Raw genomic sequence first — 16,869 nt, 5'->3', positions numbered from 1 at the left:
CAAGAACCCGGTCATGGGGCTCGGCGAGACTGCCCTCGTCGCGGCCATCCTCTTCCACGCGTTCAACGGCCTGCGAATCATTGCCGTGGACTTCTGGAAGAGCGGCCCGAAGTACCAGCGGCAGATGCTGTGGACCGTCCTGGTGGTCTGGGCCGTCGTGTTCGTGGCCTTCGCCATCCGCCAACTCTCGATCGTGTTCGGAGGCTGACCGCCATGAGCACCACTCCTGACATCCGCTTCCCGCGCAGCAGCACGGAGACAGGCCGGATCGCCCCGAAGTACACGCGCCACGGCGGCGGTACGAAGGGCGGCTTCGAGATGGCCGCATGGCTCTTCATGCGCCTCTCCGGCATCGTCCTCGTGGTCCTGATCTTCGGCCACCTGTTCGTCAACCTCATGGTCGGGAATGGCGTCCACGCCATCGATTTCGGCTTCGTCGCCGGCAAGTGGGCCAGTCCGTTCTGGCAGTGGTGGGACCTCGCGATGCTCTGGCTCGCCATGCTCCACGGCACCAACGGCGTCCGGACGATCGTGAACGACTACGCCGATCGCGACACGGTTCGCTTCTGGCTCCTCGTGGTGCTCTACGCCGCGGCTACCGCGATCGTCATCCTCGGCACGCTGGTCATCTTCACGTTCGACCCGTGCCCGGTGATCAACGGCGTCCAGACAGGCGCCGACTTCTGCCCCAAGCCGTAGCAGGCATTCCGAGCGGCGCCCCAGCGAGCGGTGCCGCAGACTTGCGCGAGAGAGAGAAGCATCCAGTATGCAGGTCCACAAGTATGACGTGGTGATCGTCGGTGCCGGTGGCGCCGGCATGCGCGCGGCCATCGAGTCCGGCCAGCGCGCCCGCACCGCTGTACTGACCAAGCTGTACCCCACCCGGTCCCACACCGGCGCGGCCCAGGGCGGCATGTGCGCAGCCCTGGCCAACGTCGAAGAGGACAACTGGGAATGGCACACCTTCGACACCGTCAAGGGCGGCGACTACCTCGTCGACCAGGACGCCGCTGAGGTCATGGCAAAGGAGGCGATCGACGCCGTCCTCGACCTCGAGAAGATGGGCCTGCCCTTCAACCGCACGCCGGAGGGCCGCATCGACCAGCGTCGCTTCGGCGGCCACACGCGTGACCACGGCAAGGCTCCGGTTCGCCGCGCCTGCTACGCCGCGGACCGCACGGGCCACATGATCCTGCAGACGCTCTACCAGAACTGCGTCAAGCACAACGTCGAGTTCTACAACGAGTACTACGTGCTGGACCTCCTCATGGTCGAGGAGGACGCAGTCCGCGAGGACGGCACGCCGTTCAAGCAGAAGCGCGCCGCAGGCGTGGTCAGCTACGACCTCGCCTCCGGCGAGATTCACGTCTTCCAGGCCAAGGCGATCGTGTTCGCCACGGGCGGCGCCGGCAAGGTCTTCAAGACCACCTCGAATGCCCACACCCTGACCGGTGACGGCATGGGCATCGCGTTCCGCCGGGGCATCCCGCTCGAGGACATGGAGTTCATCCAGTTCCACCCGACCGGCCTCGCCGGACTCGGCATCCTCCTCTCCGAGGCGGCCCGTGGCGAGGGTGCCATCCTTCGCAACTCGGAGGGCGAGCGCTTCATGGAGCGCTACGCGCCGACCATCAAGGACCTCGCTCCCCGCGACATCGTGGCCCGCTCCATGGCCAACGAGGTGCGCGAGGGCCGCGGAGCCGGCCCGAACAAGGACTACGTGCTCCTCGACCTGACTCACCTCGAGCCCGCGCACATCGACGCGAAGCTTCCGGACATCACCGAGTTCGCGCGGACCTACCTCGGCGTGGAGCCCTACACCGAGCCCGTCCCCGTGTACCCCACCGCGCACTACGTGATGGGCGGAGTCCCGACCAACATCAAGGGCGAGGTCCTCCAGGACAACGACACCGTGGTGCCAGGCCTCTACGCCGCCGGCGAGGTCGCCTGCGTGTCCGTCCACGGCTCGAACCGCCTCGGCACGAACTCGCTCCTCGACATCAACGTGTTCGGCAAGCGCTCGGGCATCTCGGCCGCCGAATACGCCAAGACGGCGGAGTTCGTGGAACTCCCGGAGAACCCGGCTGCGGAGACCGAGGCGCTGCTGGGTGCCGTCCGCAACTCCGCGGGCAACGAGCGGATCGCCTCGATCCGGGCGGACCTGCAGGAGACCATGGACGCGAACATGCAGGTGTTCCGCACCAAGGACTCCATCGCCAAGGCCCTGGCTGACATCGAGGCCCTGCGCGAGCGGTACCGGAACATCGGTATCCAGGACAAGGGCAAGCGCTTCAACCTCGACCTCCTCGAGGCCGTCGAACTGGGCTTCCTCCTGGACCTCGCCGAGGTCATGACGGTCGCTGCGCTCCACCGCAAGGAATCGCGCGGCGGCCACTACCGCGAGGACTTCCCCGACCGCGACGACGCCAACTTCATGAAGCACTCGATGCTCTACAGGGACCCCGCGGCGGAGACCGAGGGCGTCAAGGGCATCCGCTTCGGTACGAAGCCGGTTGTCTTCACCCGTTACGAGCCGATGGAGCGTAAGTACTGATGACCGCGTCAACTGCAGAGCCAGCCTCGAAGGTCGAGCTGCCCGCGAGCGTCGGCGGCGGGGGCGAGATCCCGACCTTCGACATCACGCTCCGGGTGCGCCGCTACAACCCAGAGGTCTCGGAAGAGTCCCACTGGGACGAGTTCAAGCTCACCATGTACGGCACGGACCGCGTGCTGGACGCCCTGCACAAGGTCAAGTGGGAGCACGACGGGTCCCTCTCATTCCGCCGCTCGTGCGCGCACGGCGTGTGCGGCTCGGACGCCATGCGGATCAACGGCCGCAACCGTCTCGCCTGCAAGACGCTGCTCAAGGACCTCGACACGTCCAAGCCCATCACGGTCGAGCCCATCAAGGGTCTTCCGGTGGAGAAGGACCTCATCGTGGACATGGAGCCGTTCTTCCAGTCCTACCGGGAGATCATGCCCTTCCTCGTGGCCAAGGGCCACGAGCCCACGAAGGAGCGCCTCCAGTCCCCCGAGGATCGCGAGCGCTTCGACGACACCACGAAGTGCATCCTGTGCGCCGCGTGCACGTCGTCGTGCCCGGTGTTCTGGACCGACGGCCAGTACTTCGGTCCCGCGGCGATCGTCAACGCGCACCGCTTCATCTTCGACTCGCGCGACGATGCCGGCGACATGCGCCTTGAGATCCTCAACGACAAGGAAGGCGTGTGGCGCTGCCGCACGATCTTCAACTGCTCCGAGGCCTGCCCGCGCGGCATCCAGGTCACGAAGGCCATCTCCGAGGTCAAGCAGGCCATTCTGGCCCGCCAGTTCTAGCCTTACCGGCCCAAAGAGGCCGCACGGCAAGGGGGCGCTGCTGCAGTCTGCAGCAGCGCCCCCTTCGCGTCCTGCCTCAGCCCCGGTGGGCGAGTGGCCTCGAAGGCCTGCGCGCGGGGCGGGAGGAGCCGAAGGCCGCGGTCTTGCGCTCGGGGAGGGCAGCGCCGTCGGCCTCGCGGATGGCGGCCCAGGCGCCGGAGACGAGGTAGACCTGGCTTACGAGGTTGAACCAGATGAGCAGCCCGATGATGACGGCGAAGGACGCCAGGAGCGGATTCGCGCCGGCGCGGGCAAGGAGTTGGCTGCTGAAGAGCTGGAGGATCGTGGTGCCCGCGCCCGCGATCGCCGTGCTCTCGAGCAGGGCGCGGCGGGAGAGCGATAGACCCGCGGCGAGGCGGAACAGGATCAGTGCAGTGGCCCAGTTCAGCAGGAGCGGAACAACGATGCCGATGAGCCAGCTGACGGGGGCCACGACAGCCTTGTCGAGGCTCAGGAGGTCAGCGATGAAGCCGACGGCGCCCGTGAATAGGATGCTGACGCCGGAGGTGAGCACCAGGACGACCCCGAGGAGCAGAAGGGTCCCCGTGTCCCGCAGCCGCATGAGCACCGGGTTGACCTGCAGAGGCCGTTCGTCGACCACGCCCCGGAGGCCGTCGCGAATGCTGCTGATCCATCCGAGGGAGGTCAGCACGGTCACGATGGCGGCGATGATCGCCGTGAGCCCCAACCCCGACGGGTTCAGCAGCGCGTGGGGGTCGGCGAGCCCGTCGTGGCCGTCCACCTTGAGAAGACCCGGCGCGGAGTGCGCCACGAGCTGAACGATCTTGTCGACCAGCTCCGGCTGACCTGCGAGCACGAGGCCGGCGACCGAGAATCCGGTGGTCAGGAGGCCAGCGACCGAGAAGAACATGTTGAAGCCGATACCGGCGCTCAGCAATGGGCCGTAGCGCAGGCCGTAAAGCTGGAAGGTCCGAACGGGCCGCCACGTGCTGATCTGGGCGATGACCCACTGCAGGAGAGCCAGATAGCGCTTGGGCGCACCTACGCCGTCGAGCTTTGCCCGGCCCCACGCCTGTCGCGCCCTCACGGCAGCGAGCTTGAGCTGGTCCAGTTCGGTAGGGAGGGGCTGACCCGACCGCGAGCGGTCAAGAGCCGCGCGGCGCCTCTCCCCCGAAGTCGAGCTCTTCCCGGAGTTGCCAGAGGCCGTCGGAATCGTGCTCATACAGCCCCATGCTAGCCACTGTGAAAGAGGTGCTGTAGTTCTTGAGGGCGAGTTCGGCCTCGTCGAGGCGCTCGGGATCGACGTCGTGGGCCACCGTGACGTGCGGATGATACGGGAACGGGAGTTCACGCTCGAGGGGACCCCGCTGAAGGTCGGAGTGCAGCTTCATGCACGCCTCGAAGCCCTCGGCCACGTTCAGGTAGACGACCTCTGAGACCGGGCGGAACGAGCCCGTCCCGGAGATCGTCACACGGAATGGCGCTTGCCGCGCCGCCACGCTGCGGACGTGCTCGACGGCCGCGTCCCAATCGCGGGTCTCGGTGGTGGTCACGAGGGTGATGTGAGCCGGAATCGACTCCGCCATCGGATCCCCGAAGGACGCGCGCCACTTGCGCAGCTCCGCAGCGACGTCGTCCGGGAAGCCCAGAATGACGCCCACGAGTGGGGCGTTCCCGTCCCTCTCGGCGACGTGATCGTCGAATCGGCCCGTCATTGCCTCAGACGGATGCAGCGGCGGGGGCCATGGCGGGAAGGAACCCCACCTTTTGATAGACCTCTGCGAGGGTCTCGGCCGCGATCTCCCGCGCCTTCCCCGCGCCGACGGCCAGGAGCCGGTCCAGTTCCGCCGGGTCCTCGAGGAGCTCCTCGGTGCGTGCCTTGATCGGCGCGACGGCGTCCACCACAGTCTGCGCGACGTCCGCCTTGAGGTGCCCGTACATCTTGCCCTCGTAGGAAGCCACGAGCTCGTCGATGCCGCGGCCCGTGATCGTGGAGATGATCGTCAGGAGGTTGGAGACGCCCGGCTTCGCCTCGCGGTCGAACCGGATCTCGGTCTCGGCATCCGTGACGGCCGACTTGATGCGCTTCGCGGTCACCTTGGGGTCGTCGAGGATGTTGATGAGGCCGTTCGGCGAATCCGCGGACTTCGACATCTTGGACACGGGGTTCTGCAGATCGTAGATCTTGGCCGCGACCGGCGGGATGAGCGCCTCCGGCACCACGAACGTGTCTCCGAAGCGGGTGTTGAAGCGGTGCGCAAGAGTCCGCGCGAGCTCGAGGTGTTGGCGCTGGTCCTCGCCCACCGGCACGCCGTAGGGCTTGTAGAGCAGGATGTCTGCCGCCATGAGCATCGGGTACGTGAAGAGGCCTGCACTGGCCGCGTCCTGCCCCTGGCGGGCCATCTTGTCCTTGAACTGCGTCATCCGCGAGGCTTCGCCGAAGCCCGTGAGGCAGTTCAGGACCCACGCGAGCTGGGCATGCTCGGGCACGTGGGACTGTACGTACAGCGTGGACCGCTCGGGGTCGATGCCGGCCGCGATGAACTGCGCAGCCGTGAGGCGGGTGCGCCCTCGCAGTTCCGCGGGGTCCTGCGGCACGGTGATCGCGTGCAGGTCGGGGATGAAGTAGAAGCAGTCGTACTCGTCCTGCTGCTTCACCATGTTGACAAGGGCGCCGAGGTAGTTCCCGAGGTGCAGCGAGTCGCCCGAGGGCTGCATCCCGGACACGAGGCGCTGGCGGCCTGCAGGAGCGGTCACGGCAGACGTGGAGTCAGTGGTCATGGGTGGGCGTTCTTCCGGGGTCTAGAGCTGGTAGTCGATGACAAGCGGGGCATGGTCCGAGAACCGTGTGTCCCACGCGGTGGCGCGGTCGACGACGGCGTTCCTCGCCGCCGCGGCGAGCTCCGCCGTCGCCATGTGGTAGTCAATGCGCCAGCCGGCATCGTTGTCGAAGGCGCGGCCGCGCTGAGACCACCAGGTGTACGGTCCATCAACCTGACCGGAGAGCTCCCGGTGCACGTCCTTCCAGCCGATCTCGTCGCCGAAGAAGCGGTCGAAGTAGGCGCGCTCCTCGGGCAGGAAGCCCGCGCGCTTCTGGTTCGACTTCCAGTTCCGGATGTCGAGCGGGGTGTGGCCCACGTTGAGGTCCCCCACCACGAGGGCGAAGTCGCTCTGCTCCGCAAGTTCGGGAAGCCGCTTGAGCATCACGTCGAGGAACCGGTACTTGTCCACCTGCTTCGGCGTGTCCACTTCGCCCGAGTGCACGTAGGCGCTCACCACGGTCAGCTGTTTGCCGCTCGGAAGCGCGAAGTCGGCCTCGACCCAGCGGCCGGCGGTCGCAAAGTAGTCGTCGCCGATGCCCACGCGCGTTGCGGTCGGCTCCTGCCGGGAGGCGATGGCCACTCCGGCGCGCCCCTTCGCGTCCGCCTCTGCGTGCAGCACATGCCAGCCGTCGAAGTACTCGTTGACCACGTCGTCGGGCGCGCGCACCTCCTGCAGGCACAGGATGTCCAGATCGCGCGGCTCAAGCCACTCCGGCATGCCCTTGCGCCAAGCAGCCCGCAGGCCATTGACATTCACTGTGGCGATGCGCAGCGCTCCACCTTTCGGCGCATACGCGGAAGTCGTCATAGCAGCTTCGAGGGTCACCGGAATACTCTACCCTTCGTCAACGATGGTTCCGGTGACGGGCTCCCCGCCGTCGGGACGCAGCATGTCCCGTGCGTTGGCGGCGGTGATCTGGATCGTCTCGAGAGCGCGGGCAACCTGCTCGGGGTCCTTGCCGAGGTTCTCGCGGACCACGCGCTCCTGGACCTGGATGATCTTGAAGGAATGGTCGAGCTTGAGGTCGCGGACGTCGTCGACGGTGCGGGCCTCCCCTGCCGTGGATCCCGTCATCGCCGGAGCCCTGCCGCCTAGGCGCTGCGCTGCCTCCTCGAACTTGGCCTGCGTTCGGCGGCCCGCATTGCGCACCGAGACGAACACGAAGACCGCGAACACCAGCCAGCCCAGCGAGATCACCGCGACGATCCAGCCGATGACCTCGTTCCGGTTCGCCGCGAAGATCACGGCAATGAGGAACGCGAGGACGAGGACGGACAACCCGAGCGCGCCGATGCGGATGCCGGAGCGCGCCGGGGCAGGGTTCTGGGAGCCGATTGACTGCATGGGGCCATTCTCCCAGACGCGCGTCGCCGCTCGTGCGGAAGCGGCGGCCAGCAGCCGCCCGCGGGCGAGGCTACCGCCGGAGAAGGCTACCGCAGGAACAGCGCCCGCAGGCGCCGCGTGGTGAAGGCGAGGCCGATGAGGATCATCACGACGTAGTACGTGAGGTGGATCCACGTGGCCGCGCTGAACACGCCGATGCTGATCTGCCGCATGAGCTCGACCCCATGCCACAGGGGAAGTGCCTGGATGACCCACTGCACCGGCTCGGGGTAGACGCTGAGCGGGTAGAACGTCGCGGAGAACAGGAACATGGGCAGCATGACGAACGTGATGATGTCCATCTGCTGGAACGTCTTCATGTAGCTCGTGATCGCCATCCCGAAGCTCGCGAAGCCGAACGCAACCATAACGGACGTAGGAACGAGCAGAAGGGCCCACGGCGTGGTGATGAGCCCCATGAGGCCCATGACTCCGGTGAACCCCAACGCATAGAGGAAGCCGCGGAAGAGGGCCATGAAGATCTCGCCGACGGCGATGTCGAACGGCCCGAGGGACGTGTAGAGCATGCTCTGGTAGAGCTTGCCGAAATGCATCTTGAAGAAGATGTTCCACGTCGAGTCGTAGATCGCACCGTTCATCGCGGAGACGGCGAGCAGGGCGGGCGCAATGTACGCGGCATAGCTGATCGGGGCTCCCCCAGGACCGGCTACGGAGCCGACGAGCCCGCCGAGTCCTATGCCGAGGGACAGCAGGTAGAAGACGGGCTCGAAGAAGCCCGAGATCAGGATGACCCAGTTTTGGCTCTTGATGACGCGGAAGCCGCGTTCGATCACCGCGCGGGCGTTGCGTGCGTAGAGCGCGCTCAGAGGGCGGTGGTCGGCGGAGAGGACGTAGTCGCCGTCGGGGTTCTGGTCGGTCAGCGCCTTCATGCGCCCATCCGCCTCGCGTAATTGCGGCGGGCCCAGCCGATGCCGAAAAGGCCGAGCGCCGCGAGGTAGAGGACGTGCACGGCGACGAGCCAGACAGGCTCAGTGAGGCCGATGGTAGCGAGCCGCCCGAGCTGGTTCCCATGCCATAACGGTGAGATCCAGCCGATCCACTGCATGCCGGCGGGCATCACCTCGAGCGGATAGAACGTCCCGGAGAACAGGAACAGCGGCATCACGATGAAGCGCTGGATCATGGAGAACTGGAAGTTCTCCTTCTCGATCCTCGCCGCATAGGCCATGAGGGGCGTCCCGAAGGCCATGCCGGCGAGGACCCCGATCGGCACCACGAGCCATGAAGCCGGGCTCCGGGCCGCGCCGAACGCGAGCATGATGAGGAAGAACACGACGCACTGGACGAGGAGCCGGACGCCCACGGCCATGACGTGCCCCGCGGCGAGCTGCCCCGGCACGAGCGGAGTGACGTGGGGGCCGTAGTAGACGCGCCGCCACTTGAAGCCGTCCATGACGGGGAACATCATCTCGTTCGCGCACGTCATGACCGCGCTGGAGACGAGGAGCGCCGGCGCGGCGTACGCGAGATAGCCGACGCCCGCGAAATGGGCGGACGGGCTGCGGTCCACGATGGACGCGAGGCCGACCCCCATCGAGAAGAGGTACAGGAGCGGGTTCCCCACGCTCGTCACCACGATGGTCACCGCGTAGGCGCGCATGCTGCGCAGCATGTGCTCCATGAAGTAGAACGAGCCCCAGCGCCTGGCCTTGGCCGCGGAGACTTCGGGGGACTGGGCTCGGAGGCGGGGCTGGGTCTCAGTCAATGAGGGACCGCCCCGTGAGGCGCAGGAACACGTCCTCAAGCGAGGCCCGCCGCACGAGCGAGGTGATGGGGTGGAGCTGGCGCGCGCTGATCTGCTCGAGCGAGGCCTCGCCGTTGTCCGTGTAGACGAGGACCCGATCGGGCAGCACCTCGATGCGCTCCCCCACGCCTTCGAGCCGAGGGGCGACGGCGGCATTCCGGTCTGTGCCGAAGCGCACCTCGAGCACCTCCCGGCTCGAGTGCTCGCGGATGAGCGCGGAGGGCGACCCCTCCGCCATGATCTTGCCCTTGTCCACGACGATGAGCCGGTCGCACAGCTGCTCCGCCTCATCCATGTAGTGCGTCGTGAGCACAAGGGTCACGCCCTGCTCCTTGAGCCGGAACAGACGGTCCCAGAGGACGTGGCGGGCCTGGGGATCGAGGCCGGTGGTCGGCTCGTCGAGGAGGAGGATCCGCGGGTCGTTGATGAGCGAGCGGGCGATCGTGAGGCGCCGCTTCATGCCGCCCGAGAGCGAATCGACGCGGGCCTTCGCCTTGTCCGCCAGCTGGGCGAAGTCGAGGAGCTCGTCCGCCCTCTGGGCGAGGTAGGAGCGCGAGAGGCCGAAGTACCGCCCGTAGACGATGAGGTTGTCCCGGACGCGCAGCTCCTCGTCGAGATTGTCCTGTTGCGGGACCACGCCGAGGTGGGCTCGTACCTCCGGACCCTGCTTCTCCGGGTCGAGGCCCATGATGCTGAGCTCGCCGCTGGTCCTCTGGGTCACGCCGCCGATCATCCTCATGGTGGTCGACTTCCCGGCGCCGTTGGGCCCGAGCAGGCCGAACGACTCCCCCGCCGGCACCTCGAAGCTGATGCCGTCGACGGCGTTGACGTTTCCGTACGTCTTGACGAGATTCCGAGCACTGATCACTGGCGGCCGAACGGTGCGAGCACCGGCCACGGCAGTTCCCTTGGCACGGCCTGGTGCTTCCTGCGACACTCACCGCACACTAGCCGACGAGGCCCGGCACCGGAAGAGTTTATGCAACGCTTCTTTCAGAGTGAGTGCGGCACTTCCGGTTACTGCGACGGCGCGAAGAGGTCAGCTGCGAAGTCCATGAGGGCTTGCGCTCGGCGTGTGGGGCGAACGCCCGCGGACCAGGCGAGCAGGATGCGCACGGGTGCCGGCGGAGGGGTGATCTCCGCGGCGATGACTGGAAGCCCCTCGTAGGTCTCACTCCGCCGCGGCCGCTGCACGAGCAGTGCATAGCCGAGCCCTCGCCCCACGAGGGAGCGCGTCAGCTCGAAGTCGGTGGTCCGGTAGCGGATCCGCGGCTCGACACCGGCAGCCCGGAACACGGCCATGGTGTGCTCGCCGCTCGGGTGCAGGTCGAGGAAGACGAGCGGATCCTCGGCGAGCGCCGCGAGGTCGACGGGCTCGCCGGTGGCGAGCCGGTGCGAGGCGGGCAGGAGCACGTAGACGCGGGATTCGTAGAGCGTCCGGGCGGCGAGGCCCATGGGGAGGTTCATGTCGTACATGAGGGCGGCGTCGAGGTCGCCTTCGAGGAGCCTGCGCTCGAGCGGAACCTGCTGGTCGGCAACGAAGTCGAGCTCGACCTCCGGGTGCAGCTCTCCGAAGCCCTGGAGGATCGGCGGGATGAGGGTGACGGCAAGGGTCGAATAGCAGCCGAGCGCGACGGGCCCGCGCAGGGCATCCCCCGCGTCCCGCGCCGAGAGCTCCAGGTCTGCCGCCTCGACCAGGAGCGCCCGGGCGCGGTCGCACACGTACTGCCCGGCGGGCGTGAGCAGTGCGCCGTGAGCACGACGGCGGACCAGGAGTTGGGTGCCGAGCGCCCGTTCGAGGTCATTGAGCGCCGCGCCGACGGCGGTCTGGGTCACGTGCAGCCGCGTGGCGGCGGCGCGGATCGAGCCCGTGTCCGCGACCGCGACCAAGTAGCCCAGCTGGCGGAGGGTGAACCTGCTCGGCGCGCGCACGACGTCGTCCGCGGCCAGAGCGGCGAGGGTCGCCTCCTGCATTCGACACCTCCCCATAGAAACTTTTTGTTGCCTAGTTCGCAGCTTATTTGAACTTTACCTGACCATATGGCCCAGCCCACACTCGAGGGAGCCAGCAGCACAGACGACACGAGGAAGTGGCAGATGACGGCAGCAGAAGCAGAGATCACCGCGCCCATGGCGGACTGGGTCCGCATCGAGGATCTCTACGAGAACCCGTACCCGATCTACCGCCGGCTGCGGGAAGAATCCCCCGTGGCGTGGGTGCCGGCCGTGGGCCGTTACCTGGTGACGAGCTTCGAGGCGTGCCACCGGATCGAGCAGGACGCCGAAACGTTCTCCGCGAACGAAGAGGGCTCGCTCATGAAGCGGTCCATGGGGCACTCGATGCTCCGCAAAGACGACCCCGACCACCAGACGGACCGCGCGGCTTACGGACCCGTGCTGCGCCCGAAGGCCATCAAGGAGACATGGACCGCCGTCTTCGAGAAGAACGCCGAGAAGTACCTCGAGGAATTCCGGGCGAAGGGGCCGGGCGCCGACCTCCATCTCGGCTTCGCAGCCCCGTTTGCGGCGGAGAACCTCCGCGAGATCATGGGCTTCCGCAACGCGACGCAGCAGGACCTGCAGCGCTGGTCGCAGACCATGATCGATGGGACCGGCAACTACGCGGACGATCCCGAGGTCTGGGCCAAGGCCGCCGCCTCGAGCGCCGAAGTGGATGCAGCCATCGACGAACTCGTCCCCGCGCTCAAGGCCGAGCCTGATGCGAGCCTGCTCTCCGCCGTCGTCAATGCCGGCATGCCGATCGAGGCCATCCAAGCCAACATGAAGATGACGATCGGCGGCGGGCTGAACGAACCCCGCGACGTGCTCGGGACGGCGGTGTGGGCACTGCTGTCCAACCCGGAGCAGCTGGCGCAGGTCCTCGCCGACCCTGCGCTGTGGGCCACGGCGTTCGAAGAGGCCGTGCGGTGGGTTGCGCCGATCGGGATGTACCCGCGGCAGACCACGCGCGAGGTCGAGATCGGCGGAGCGACGCTGCCCGCAGGTGCCCGGCTCGGCGTGGTCCTCGGCGCCGCCAATCGGGACCCAGAACAGTTCGAGAACCCCGAGGCCTTCGACATCAATCGCGAGAAGAAGCCGCACCTCGCGTTCGGCGGCGGGGCGCACTTCTGCGCCGGCGCTTGGGTCGCGCGGACTTCGGTGGCGCAGGTCGCCCTCCCGAAGCTCTTCGCGAGCCTCCCGGGACTCCGCCTGACCGATCGGCCGGCGCGGGAGGGCGGCTGGGTGTTCCGCGGAATGCTCGAACTGCCCGTGGCCTGGAACTGAACACCGACCAGACCTGAAGGAGAACCATGCCCACCATCACCTACATCCAGCCCGACGGAGCAGAGCTGACCCTCGACGCAGCCCCCGAGACCTCGGTCATGCGCGCGGCCGTCAACGCGGGGGTGCCCGGCATCGTCGGCGAATGCGGCGGCCAGGCGATGTGCGCCACGTGCCACGTCTATGTGAGCCACGATTCGCTCGAAGGGCTGCCTGAGATCAACGACGAGGAGGACGAGATGCTCGAGTGCACGTCCGCTCCGCGGGACCCCGAGCGGAGCCGGCTGGGCTGCCAGATCGCGTGCGGCGCGCGCGCCTCGCTCGTGGTCGAGGTTCCCGCGGGCCAGGTGTGACCCGATGACCGGACAGGACAAGCGGCCCGGCCACATCGTCGTCGTCGGCGCGGGACAGGCGGGGGTCCAGCTCGTCGACTCCCTCCGCGCCGGCGGGTACGGCGGTCGGCTCACGGTGCTCTCCCGCGAGTCCGAGCGGCCCTACCAGCGGCCGCCCCTCTCGAAGGACTTCGTGGCGGGAGGCTCCCAGGCCGAACCGCTGCGGCTCCGTGGCGAGTCGTTCTTCGATGACGCCGGGGTCGATGCGCGGTGGGGAGTCTCCGCCGTCGCCATCGACCGTGCTCGCCGGCGCGTCCGGACGAGCGACGGCGAGTGGCTCGCGTACGACGCACTCGTGCTCGCCACGGGCGCCGACAGCCGCGCGCTGGGGGTCCCCGGTGAGCACCTCGGCGGCGTCCACCGGCTGCGCACGCTCGACGATGCGCGAGCGGCGTCCGCCGGGCTCGCGTCGGCCCGTCGCGTGGCCGTAGTGGGCGCGGGCTTCATCGGCCTCGAGTTCGCCGCGGCGGCGCGGGCCAGGGGGCTCGACGTCACGGTCATCTCGCCGACGGCCCGCCCGCTGCGCCGATCCGTCTCCCCTGCCGTGTCCGCCTACCTCGTCGACCGCCACGAGCTCGACGGCGTGCGCTTCGAGCTTTGCGAGGGAGTCTCCGCGATCTCAGGCGTGGACGACGACGCCGGCCGGGTTGCCGCCGTCGTTCTGGCCTCGGGTCGGGCGCTGCCGGCGGATCTGGTCGTCGTCGGCGTCGGCGTCACCCCCGCTTCGGCCCTCGCGGCCGACGCCGGGCTGGCCGTCGAGGACGACGGCGGCATCGCCGTCGATGGCAGCCTGCGCACCTCGGACCCGGCGATCTTCGCCATCGGTGACTGCGCGAGCTTCCCGAGCCCCCACGCGGGTCGCCGGGTGAGGCTCGAGTCGGTGCAGAACGCGACGGATCACGCGCGGCACGCCGCGGCCGCCCTCCTCGGGCAGGACGCCGGGCCCTATGCCGAGCTCCCGTGGTTCTGGAGCCATCAGGGGAAGGTCAAACTGCAGATCGCCGGCCTCTCCAGGCCCGGCGCGTCGACGGTCCTGCGCGGAGATCCGGCGTCGGGCAAGTTCTCGGTATTCGCGTTCGACGACGGGGCGCTCGTGAGCGTCGAGTCCGTGAACAGCCCAGCGGATCACCTGGCGGCCCGGCGCCTGCTGGCCGTCGGCACCCCTCTGTCTCCGGACGAAGCAGCCGATTCCGCGTTCGACCTCAAGGCCTACTCCCGCTCGGCTCCGGTGCCCGCATGACCGTCGCCCAGCGCTTCGACGGCGAAGTCGACAAGGGCCGCGGCCCGAGGGGTGAGCGTCATGTCCTCGGGCCAGATCGCCACGACGTGCGTCCGGGTGGCCGGGGGCCGCAGGGGCCGCACGGCGAGCGGGAGACCCTCGACGCTCACGGGGGCGCTGTTCGGGCGGGACATGAGCAGGCCATACCCCACGCCGCGCCCCACGAGGGCCTGGACGAGGATCACCTGCGGGACGCTCGCCACGATCCGAGGGCGCAGGCCTCGCGACGCGAAGGCCTCGTGCGTGTTCATGGTGCTCGGGCTCGACTCATACATGATGAGCGGCTCGTCAGCGAGCTCCGCGAGATCCACGGCATCGTCCTGCGCGAGCGGGTGGTCCGGATGGAGGACGGCCTCAAGCTCGGTGCCGTAGATCTCCCGTTGGGCGTAACCGAGGGGCAAGAGCATGTCGTACACGATGGCGACGTCGAGCCGGCCCGATTCGAGGGCGGGAAGCAGCTCCTCGTGGGTCCCCACGGTGACATCCACCGTGACGCCTGGGTGTCGCTGGGGGAACCGGTCGAGGATCTCGGGGATCACACTCGTCGCGAAGCTCGCGAAGCAACCGAGGTTGACCGGCCCGCGGAGCGCCTCGCCGTTCCGGGGTGCGAGGACCAGGTCCTGAGCGCCGCGCAGGATGCCCAGCGAGCGAGCCGCGAAATGCTGCCCAGCCGGCGTGAGCTGCAGCCCACGTCCCTTCCTGCGCACGCACAGCTGCTCCCCCACAGCCTTCTCGAGAGCCGTGACCGCTTGGGAGAGCGCGGACTCGGAGATGTGCAGGCGTTCCGCCGCCTCGCTGAGGGTCGAGACGTCGACGAGCGCCGTGAACAGCTCGAGTTGACGGAGTGTGATCTCGGGCATTCTCGCGTGCGCCCTCCCTAGATCTATAAGCAGAACTGAATTAGTTTGCCGCTTTTCTGAAGTTTACAACCGGAAGTTGGGGAGCCACGATAGTGGTATCCCTCACTCTCCAACGGCTCGCCGCGCATCTGGCGCGGAGCGCCCATCCCCCTCGCGGCCACAAGCCGTCCAGTGAGGCATCAGAGCTGATGCCGTTTCATGCAAGGACAGAGATGAACAATCCCGGCGCCGCATCCGCCGCCACAACCCAGCGCCGCGTCGCGCTGGCCACCATCATCGGCACCACCATCGAGTGGTACGACTACTTCATCTACGCCACAGGCGCAGCCCTCGTGTTCGCCGAGCTCTTCTTCAAGCCGGCCGGCGAGAACATCGCCCTCCTGCTCTCGTTCGCGACCGTGGGCATCAGCTTCCTGTTCCGTCCCCTCGGCGCCTTCCTCGCGGGCCACTTCGGCGACATCATCGGTCGCCGGGCCATGCTCGTCCTGACCCTCATCCTCATGGGCGGTGCGACCACCCTGATCGGCGCGCTGCCGACCTATAGCCAGATCGGCATGGGCGCCCCCATCCTCCTGCTGGTGCTCCGGGTCATCCAGGGCATCTCCGCGGGCGGCGAGTGGGGCGGGGCGGTCCTCATGGCCGTCGAGCATGCACCGGCGAACCGCCGCGGGCGCGCCGGCTCGTTCCCCCAGCTCGGCGTGCCCCTCGGCATGCTCATCGCCTCCGGCGTCATGGCCCTCATGACCGGGGTCATCTCACCGGGCAAGGCCTTCCTCGAGTGGGGATGGCGCGTGCCGTTCCTGCTGAGCGTCGTGCTGATCGTGATCGGCTTCTTCGTCCGCCGCGCCGTCGAGGAGAGCCCCGTGTTCGCCGAGCTCGCCGAGCGCGGACGGCAGGTCAAGGTTCCGATCGTCCAGCTCTTCCGCAAGCACTGGCACCTCGTGATCCTCGCCGCACTCGTCTTCGTGGGCAACAACGCGGCCGGCTACATGACCACCGGCGGCTTCATCCAGGGCTACGCGACCGGCAAGCTCAAGATGGACGCCACCGGCGTGCTCGTCGCGACGACGGTCGGTGCCGCGATGTGGTTTGTGGCCACGTGGGTCTCGGGCATCCTCGCCGACGCGATCGGCCGGAAGAAGACCTACCTCATCGGCTTCGTCCTGCAGGGCCTCATGGTGTTCCCCCTGTTCTTCTTCGTGAACACGGGCACCCTGGGCGGCCTCTATGTCGGGCTGATCCTGTTCTCGATCGGGCTCGGCCTCACCTACGGCCCGCAGGCAGCCTGGTACTCTGAGATCTTCCCCGCGTCGGTCCGGTTCTCCGGTGTCTCGATCTCCTACGCGATCGGCGCGATCCTCGGCGGCGCGTTCGCCCCGACGATTGCCCAGGCCCTTCTCCAGGCCACCGGCTCGACCGCTTCGATCTCGAGCTACCTGCTGATCGTCACGGTCGTCTCGATCGCCGCCGTCCTCTGCCTCCGCGACCGCCGCGGCATCCCGCTGGGCCCGGACCACGAGACCGAGCAAGCCACCGGCGCCACGGTCTTCGGACCGCAGGCGGTGTCTGTGAAGGCACCTGCACAGGTCTAGCCTGCCCATAGCAGAGGGCGACGGTCATGGGCCCCACTCCGCCCCGGTTCGGCGAGAGGTTGGCCGCCCCCTGCGCGACGTGAGGGTGGACGTCGCCAAAGACCTACGGGTTGCCGCCCTCGGGATCGTCCGCGCGGGTCACCCCGACGTCGACAAC

Annotated in this window: 17 protein-coding genes and 2 pseudogenes; 8 read left to right on the top strand and 11 right to left on the bottom strand. The window is 68.1% G+C overall.

The genetic code is table 11. The features are described from left to right. From ACTHL9_RS09465 to ACTHL9_RS09450, 4 genes and pseudogenes are all read left to right on the top strand, one after another. Nucleotides 1–208: pseudogene (locus ACTHL9_RS09465) on the top strand (succinate dehydrogenase, cytochrome b556 subunit); the annotation flags it as partial. A gap of 5 nt (nucleotides 209–213) precedes the next feature. Beyond that, the gene (locus ACTHL9_RS09460) at nucleotides 214–699 is read left to right on the top strand and encodes a succinate dehydrogenase hydrophobic membrane anchor subunit (RefSeq protein ID WP_440518611.1); all 486 of its coding nucleotides are present in this window, start codon (nucleotides 214–216) and stop codon (nucleotides 697–699) included. A gap of 67 nt (nucleotides 700–766) precedes the next feature. Continuing rightward, nucleotides 767–2,554: a succinate dehydrogenase flavoprotein subunit gene (gene sdhA / locus ACTHL9_RS09455; protein WP_440518610.1), complete on the top strand. Its 1,788-nt coding sequence runs from the start codon at nucleotides 767–769 to the stop codon at nucleotides 2,552–2,554. Next, nucleotides 2,554–3,336, top strand: a complete 783-nt coding sequence (locus tag ACTHL9_RS09450) for a succinate dehydrogenase iron-sulfur subunit (protein ID WP_138415122.1) — start codon at nucleotides 2,554–2,556, stop codon at nucleotides 3,334–3,336. Before sdhA ends, ACTHL9_RS09450 begins: the two co-directional genes overlap by 1 nt. Nucleotides 3,337–3,412: 76 nt before the next feature. On the opposite strand, the gene ACTHL9_RS09445 is transcribed toward ACTHL9_RS09450, so the two are convergent. The 9 genes from ACTHL9_RS09445 to ACTHL9_RS09405 form a co-directional block, all read right to left on the bottom strand. Further along, the gene (locus ACTHL9_RS09445) at nucleotides 3,413–4,558 is read right to left on the bottom strand and encodes a YihY/virulence factor BrkB family protein (protein ID WP_440518609.1); all 1,146 of its coding nucleotides are present in this window, start codon (nucleotides 4,556–4,558) and stop codon (nucleotides 3,413–3,415) included. Continuing rightward, nucleotides 4,482–5,051, bottom strand: coding sequence for a 2'-5' RNA ligase family protein (locus tag ACTHL9_RS09440; protein WP_440518608.1), 570 nt, complete (start codon nucleotides 5,049–5,051; stop codon nucleotides 4,482–4,484). The genes ACTHL9_RS09445 and ACTHL9_RS09440 overlap by 77 nt, the downstream gene beginning before the upstream one ends. A gap of 4 nt (nucleotides 5,052–5,055) precedes the next feature. Further along, nucleotides 5,056–6,117 carry a tryptophan--tRNA ligase gene (gene trpS, locus ACTHL9_RS09435; protein ID WP_440518607.1) on the bottom strand — a complete coding sequence of 354 codons (1,062 nt, stop codon included), beginning with the start codon at nucleotides 6,115–6,117 and terminating at the stop codon, nucleotides 5,056–5,058. 21 nt (nucleotides 6,118–6,138) lie between these two features. Continuing rightward, entirely contained in the window at nucleotides 6,139–6,966 is an 828-nt protein-coding gene (locus ACTHL9_RS09430; RefSeq protein ID WP_440518614.1) for an exodeoxyribonuclease III, read from the bottom strand. A gap of 27 nt (nucleotides 6,967–6,993) precedes the next feature. Further along, nucleotides 6,994–7,503 (bottom strand): hypothetical protein, encoded by a 510-nt coding sequence (locus ACTHL9_RS09425; protein WP_440518606.1) that lies wholly within the window; start codon nucleotides 7,501–7,503, stop codon nucleotides 6,994–6,996. 86 nt (nucleotides 7,504–7,589) lie between these two features. Further along, nucleotides 7,590–8,432, bottom strand: coding sequence for an ABC transporter permease (locus ACTHL9_RS09420; RefSeq protein ID WP_440518605.1), 843 nt, complete (start codon nucleotides 8,430–8,432; stop codon nucleotides 7,590–7,592). Further along, nucleotides 8,429–9,268 (bottom strand): ABC transporter permease, encoded by an 840-nt coding sequence (locus tag ACTHL9_RS09415; protein WP_440518603.1) that lies wholly within the window; start codon nucleotides 9,266–9,268, stop codon nucleotides 8,429–8,431. The genes ACTHL9_RS09420 and ACTHL9_RS09415 overlap by 4 nt, the downstream gene beginning before the upstream one ends. Next, a complete protein-coding gene (locus tag ACTHL9_RS09410; protein WP_440518612.1) occupies nucleotides 9,261–10,205 on the bottom strand; it encodes an ABC transporter ATP-binding protein in 945 nt (314 codons plus the stop codon). The genes ACTHL9_RS09415 and ACTHL9_RS09410 overlap by 8 nt, the downstream gene beginning before the upstream one ends. 119 nt (nucleotides 10,206–10,324) lie before the next feature. Next, the gene (locus ACTHL9_RS09405; protein WP_440518602.1) at nucleotides 10,325–11,281 is read right to left on the bottom strand and encodes a LysR family transcriptional regulator; all 957 of its coding nucleotides are present in this window, start codon (nucleotides 11,279–11,281) and stop codon (nucleotides 10,325–10,327) included. A 123-nt stretch (nucleotides 11,282–11,404) separates the two neighbouring features. On the opposite strand from ACTHL9_RS09405, the gene ACTHL9_RS09400 reads away from it, so the two are divergent. From ACTHL9_RS09400 to ACTHL9_RS09390, 3 genes are read left to right on the top strand one after another with little or no spacing between them, the layout of a single operon-like run. Beyond that, nucleotides 11,405–12,592 (top strand): cytochrome P450, encoded by a 1,188-nt coding sequence (locus ACTHL9_RS09400; RefSeq protein WP_440518601.1) that lies wholly within the window; start codon nucleotides 11,405–11,407, stop codon nucleotides 12,590–12,592. 26 nt (nucleotides 12,593–12,618) lie between these two features. Continuing rightward, nucleotides 12,619–12,942 (top strand): 2Fe-2S iron-sulfur cluster-binding protein, encoded by a 324-nt coding sequence (locus ACTHL9_RS09395; protein WP_440518600.1) that lies wholly within the window; start codon nucleotides 12,619–12,621, stop codon nucleotides 12,940–12,942. A 4-nt stretch (nucleotides 12,943–12,946) separates the two neighbouring features. Next, complete coding sequence (locus ACTHL9_RS09390) at nucleotides 12,947–14,221, top strand: NAD(P)/FAD-dependent oxidoreductase (protein WP_440518599.1); 1,275 nt, start codon at nucleotides 12,947–12,949, stop codon at nucleotides 14,219–14,221. Here the strand turns inward: ACTHL9_RS09390 and ACTHL9_RS09385 are convergent. Beyond that, nucleotides 14,191–15,120 carry a LysR family transcriptional regulator gene (locus ACTHL9_RS09385; RefSeq protein ID WP_440518598.1) on the bottom strand — a complete coding sequence of 310 codons (930 nt, stop codon included), beginning with the start codon at nucleotides 15,118–15,120 and terminating at the stop codon, nucleotides 14,191–14,193. The two genes, ACTHL9_RS09390 and ACTHL9_RS09385, sit on opposite strands and share 31 nt — an antisense overlap. 212 nt (nucleotides 15,121–15,332) lie before the next feature. Here ACTHL9_RS09385 and ACTHL9_RS09380 point away from each other — a divergent pair, with 212 nt between their 5' ends. Further along, nucleotides 15,333–16,712, top strand: coding sequence for an MFS transporter (locus ACTHL9_RS09380; RefSeq protein ID WP_440518597.1), 1,380 nt, complete (start codon nucleotides 15,333–15,335; stop codon nucleotides 16,710–16,712). A gap of 13 nt (nucleotides 16,713–16,725) precedes the next feature. On the opposite strand, the pseudogene ACTHL9_RS09375 reads toward ACTHL9_RS09380, so the two are convergent. Further along, nucleotides 16,726–16,869 (bottom strand): annotated as a pseudogene (locus ACTHL9_RS09375) (bifunctional methylenetetrahydrofolate dehydrogenase/methenyltetrahydrofolate cyclohydrolase); the annotation flags it as partial.

Origin of the sequence: Sinomonas sp., assembly GCF_051955515.1 — a bacterium.
Lineage (GTDB): Bacteria > Actinomycetota > Actinomycetes > Actinomycetales > Micrococcaceae > Sinomonas.
Note: the sequence above shows the minus strand (reverse complement) of the source record. Positions and strands in the feature narration are given on the sequence as shown.

Excerpts from the sequence above, each read along its gene's own strand:
- sdhA (WP_440518610.1), top strand. The coding sequence starts at position 767 with ATGCAGGTCCACAAGTATGACGTGGTGATCGTCGGTGCCGGTGGCGCC.
- ACTHL9_RS09380 (WP_440518597.1), top strand. The coding sequence starts at position 15,333 with ATGAACAATCCCGGCGCCGCATCCGCCGCCACAACCCAGCGCCGCGTC.
- ACTHL9_RS09425 (WP_440518606.1), bottom strand. The coding sequence starts at position 7,503 with ATGCAGTCAATCGGCTCCCAGAACCCTGCCCCGGCGCGCTCCGGCATC.
- ACTHL9_RS09445 (WP_440518609.1), bottom strand. The coding sequence starts at position 4,558 with ATGAGCACGATTCCGACGGCCTCTGGCAACTCCGGGAAGAGCTCGACT.
- ACTHL9_RS09450 (WP_138415122.1), top strand. The coding sequence starts at position 2,554 with ATGACCGCGTCAACTGCAGAGCCAGCCTCGAAGGTCGAGCTGCCCGCG.
- ACTHL9_RS09405 (WP_440518602.1), bottom strand. The coding sequence starts at position 11,281 with ATGCAGGAGGCGACCCTCGCCGCTCTGGCCGCGGACGACGTCGTGCGC.
- ACTHL9_RS09420 (WP_440518605.1), bottom strand. The coding sequence starts at position 8,432 with ATGAAGGCGCTGACCGACCAGAACCCCGACGGCGACTACGTCCTCTCC.
- ACTHL9_RS09390 (WP_440518599.1), top strand. The coding sequence starts at position 12,947 with ATGACCGGACAGGACAAGCGGCCCGGCCACATCGTCGTCGTCGGCGCG.
- ACTHL9_RS09385 (WP_440518598.1), bottom strand. The coding sequence starts at position 15,120 with ATGCCCGAGATCACACTCCGTCAACTCGAGCTGTTCACGGCGCTCGTC.
- ACTHL9_RS09460 (WP_440518611.1), top strand. The coding sequence starts at position 214 with ATGAGCACCACTCCTGACATCCGCTTCCCGCGCAGCAGCACGGAGACA.
- trpS (WP_440518607.1), bottom strand. The coding sequence starts at position 6,117 with ATGACCACTGACTCCACGTCTGCCGTGACCGCTCCTGCAGGCCGCCAG.
- ACTHL9_RS09400 (WP_440518601.1), top strand. The coding sequence starts at position 11,405 with ATGACGGCAGCAGAAGCAGAGATCACCGCGCCCATGGCGGACTGGGTC.
- ACTHL9_RS09430 (WP_440518614.1), bottom strand. The coding sequence starts at position 6,966 with ATGACGACTTCCGCGTATGCGCCGAAAGGTGGAGCGCTGCGCATCGCC.
- ACTHL9_RS09395 (WP_440518600.1), top strand. The coding sequence starts at position 12,619 with ATGCCCACCATCACCTACATCCAGCCCGACGGAGCAGAGCTGACCCTC.
- ACTHL9_RS09440 (WP_440518608.1), bottom strand. The coding sequence starts at position 5,051 with ATGACGGGCCGATTCGACGATCACGTCGCCGAGAGGGACGGGAACGCC.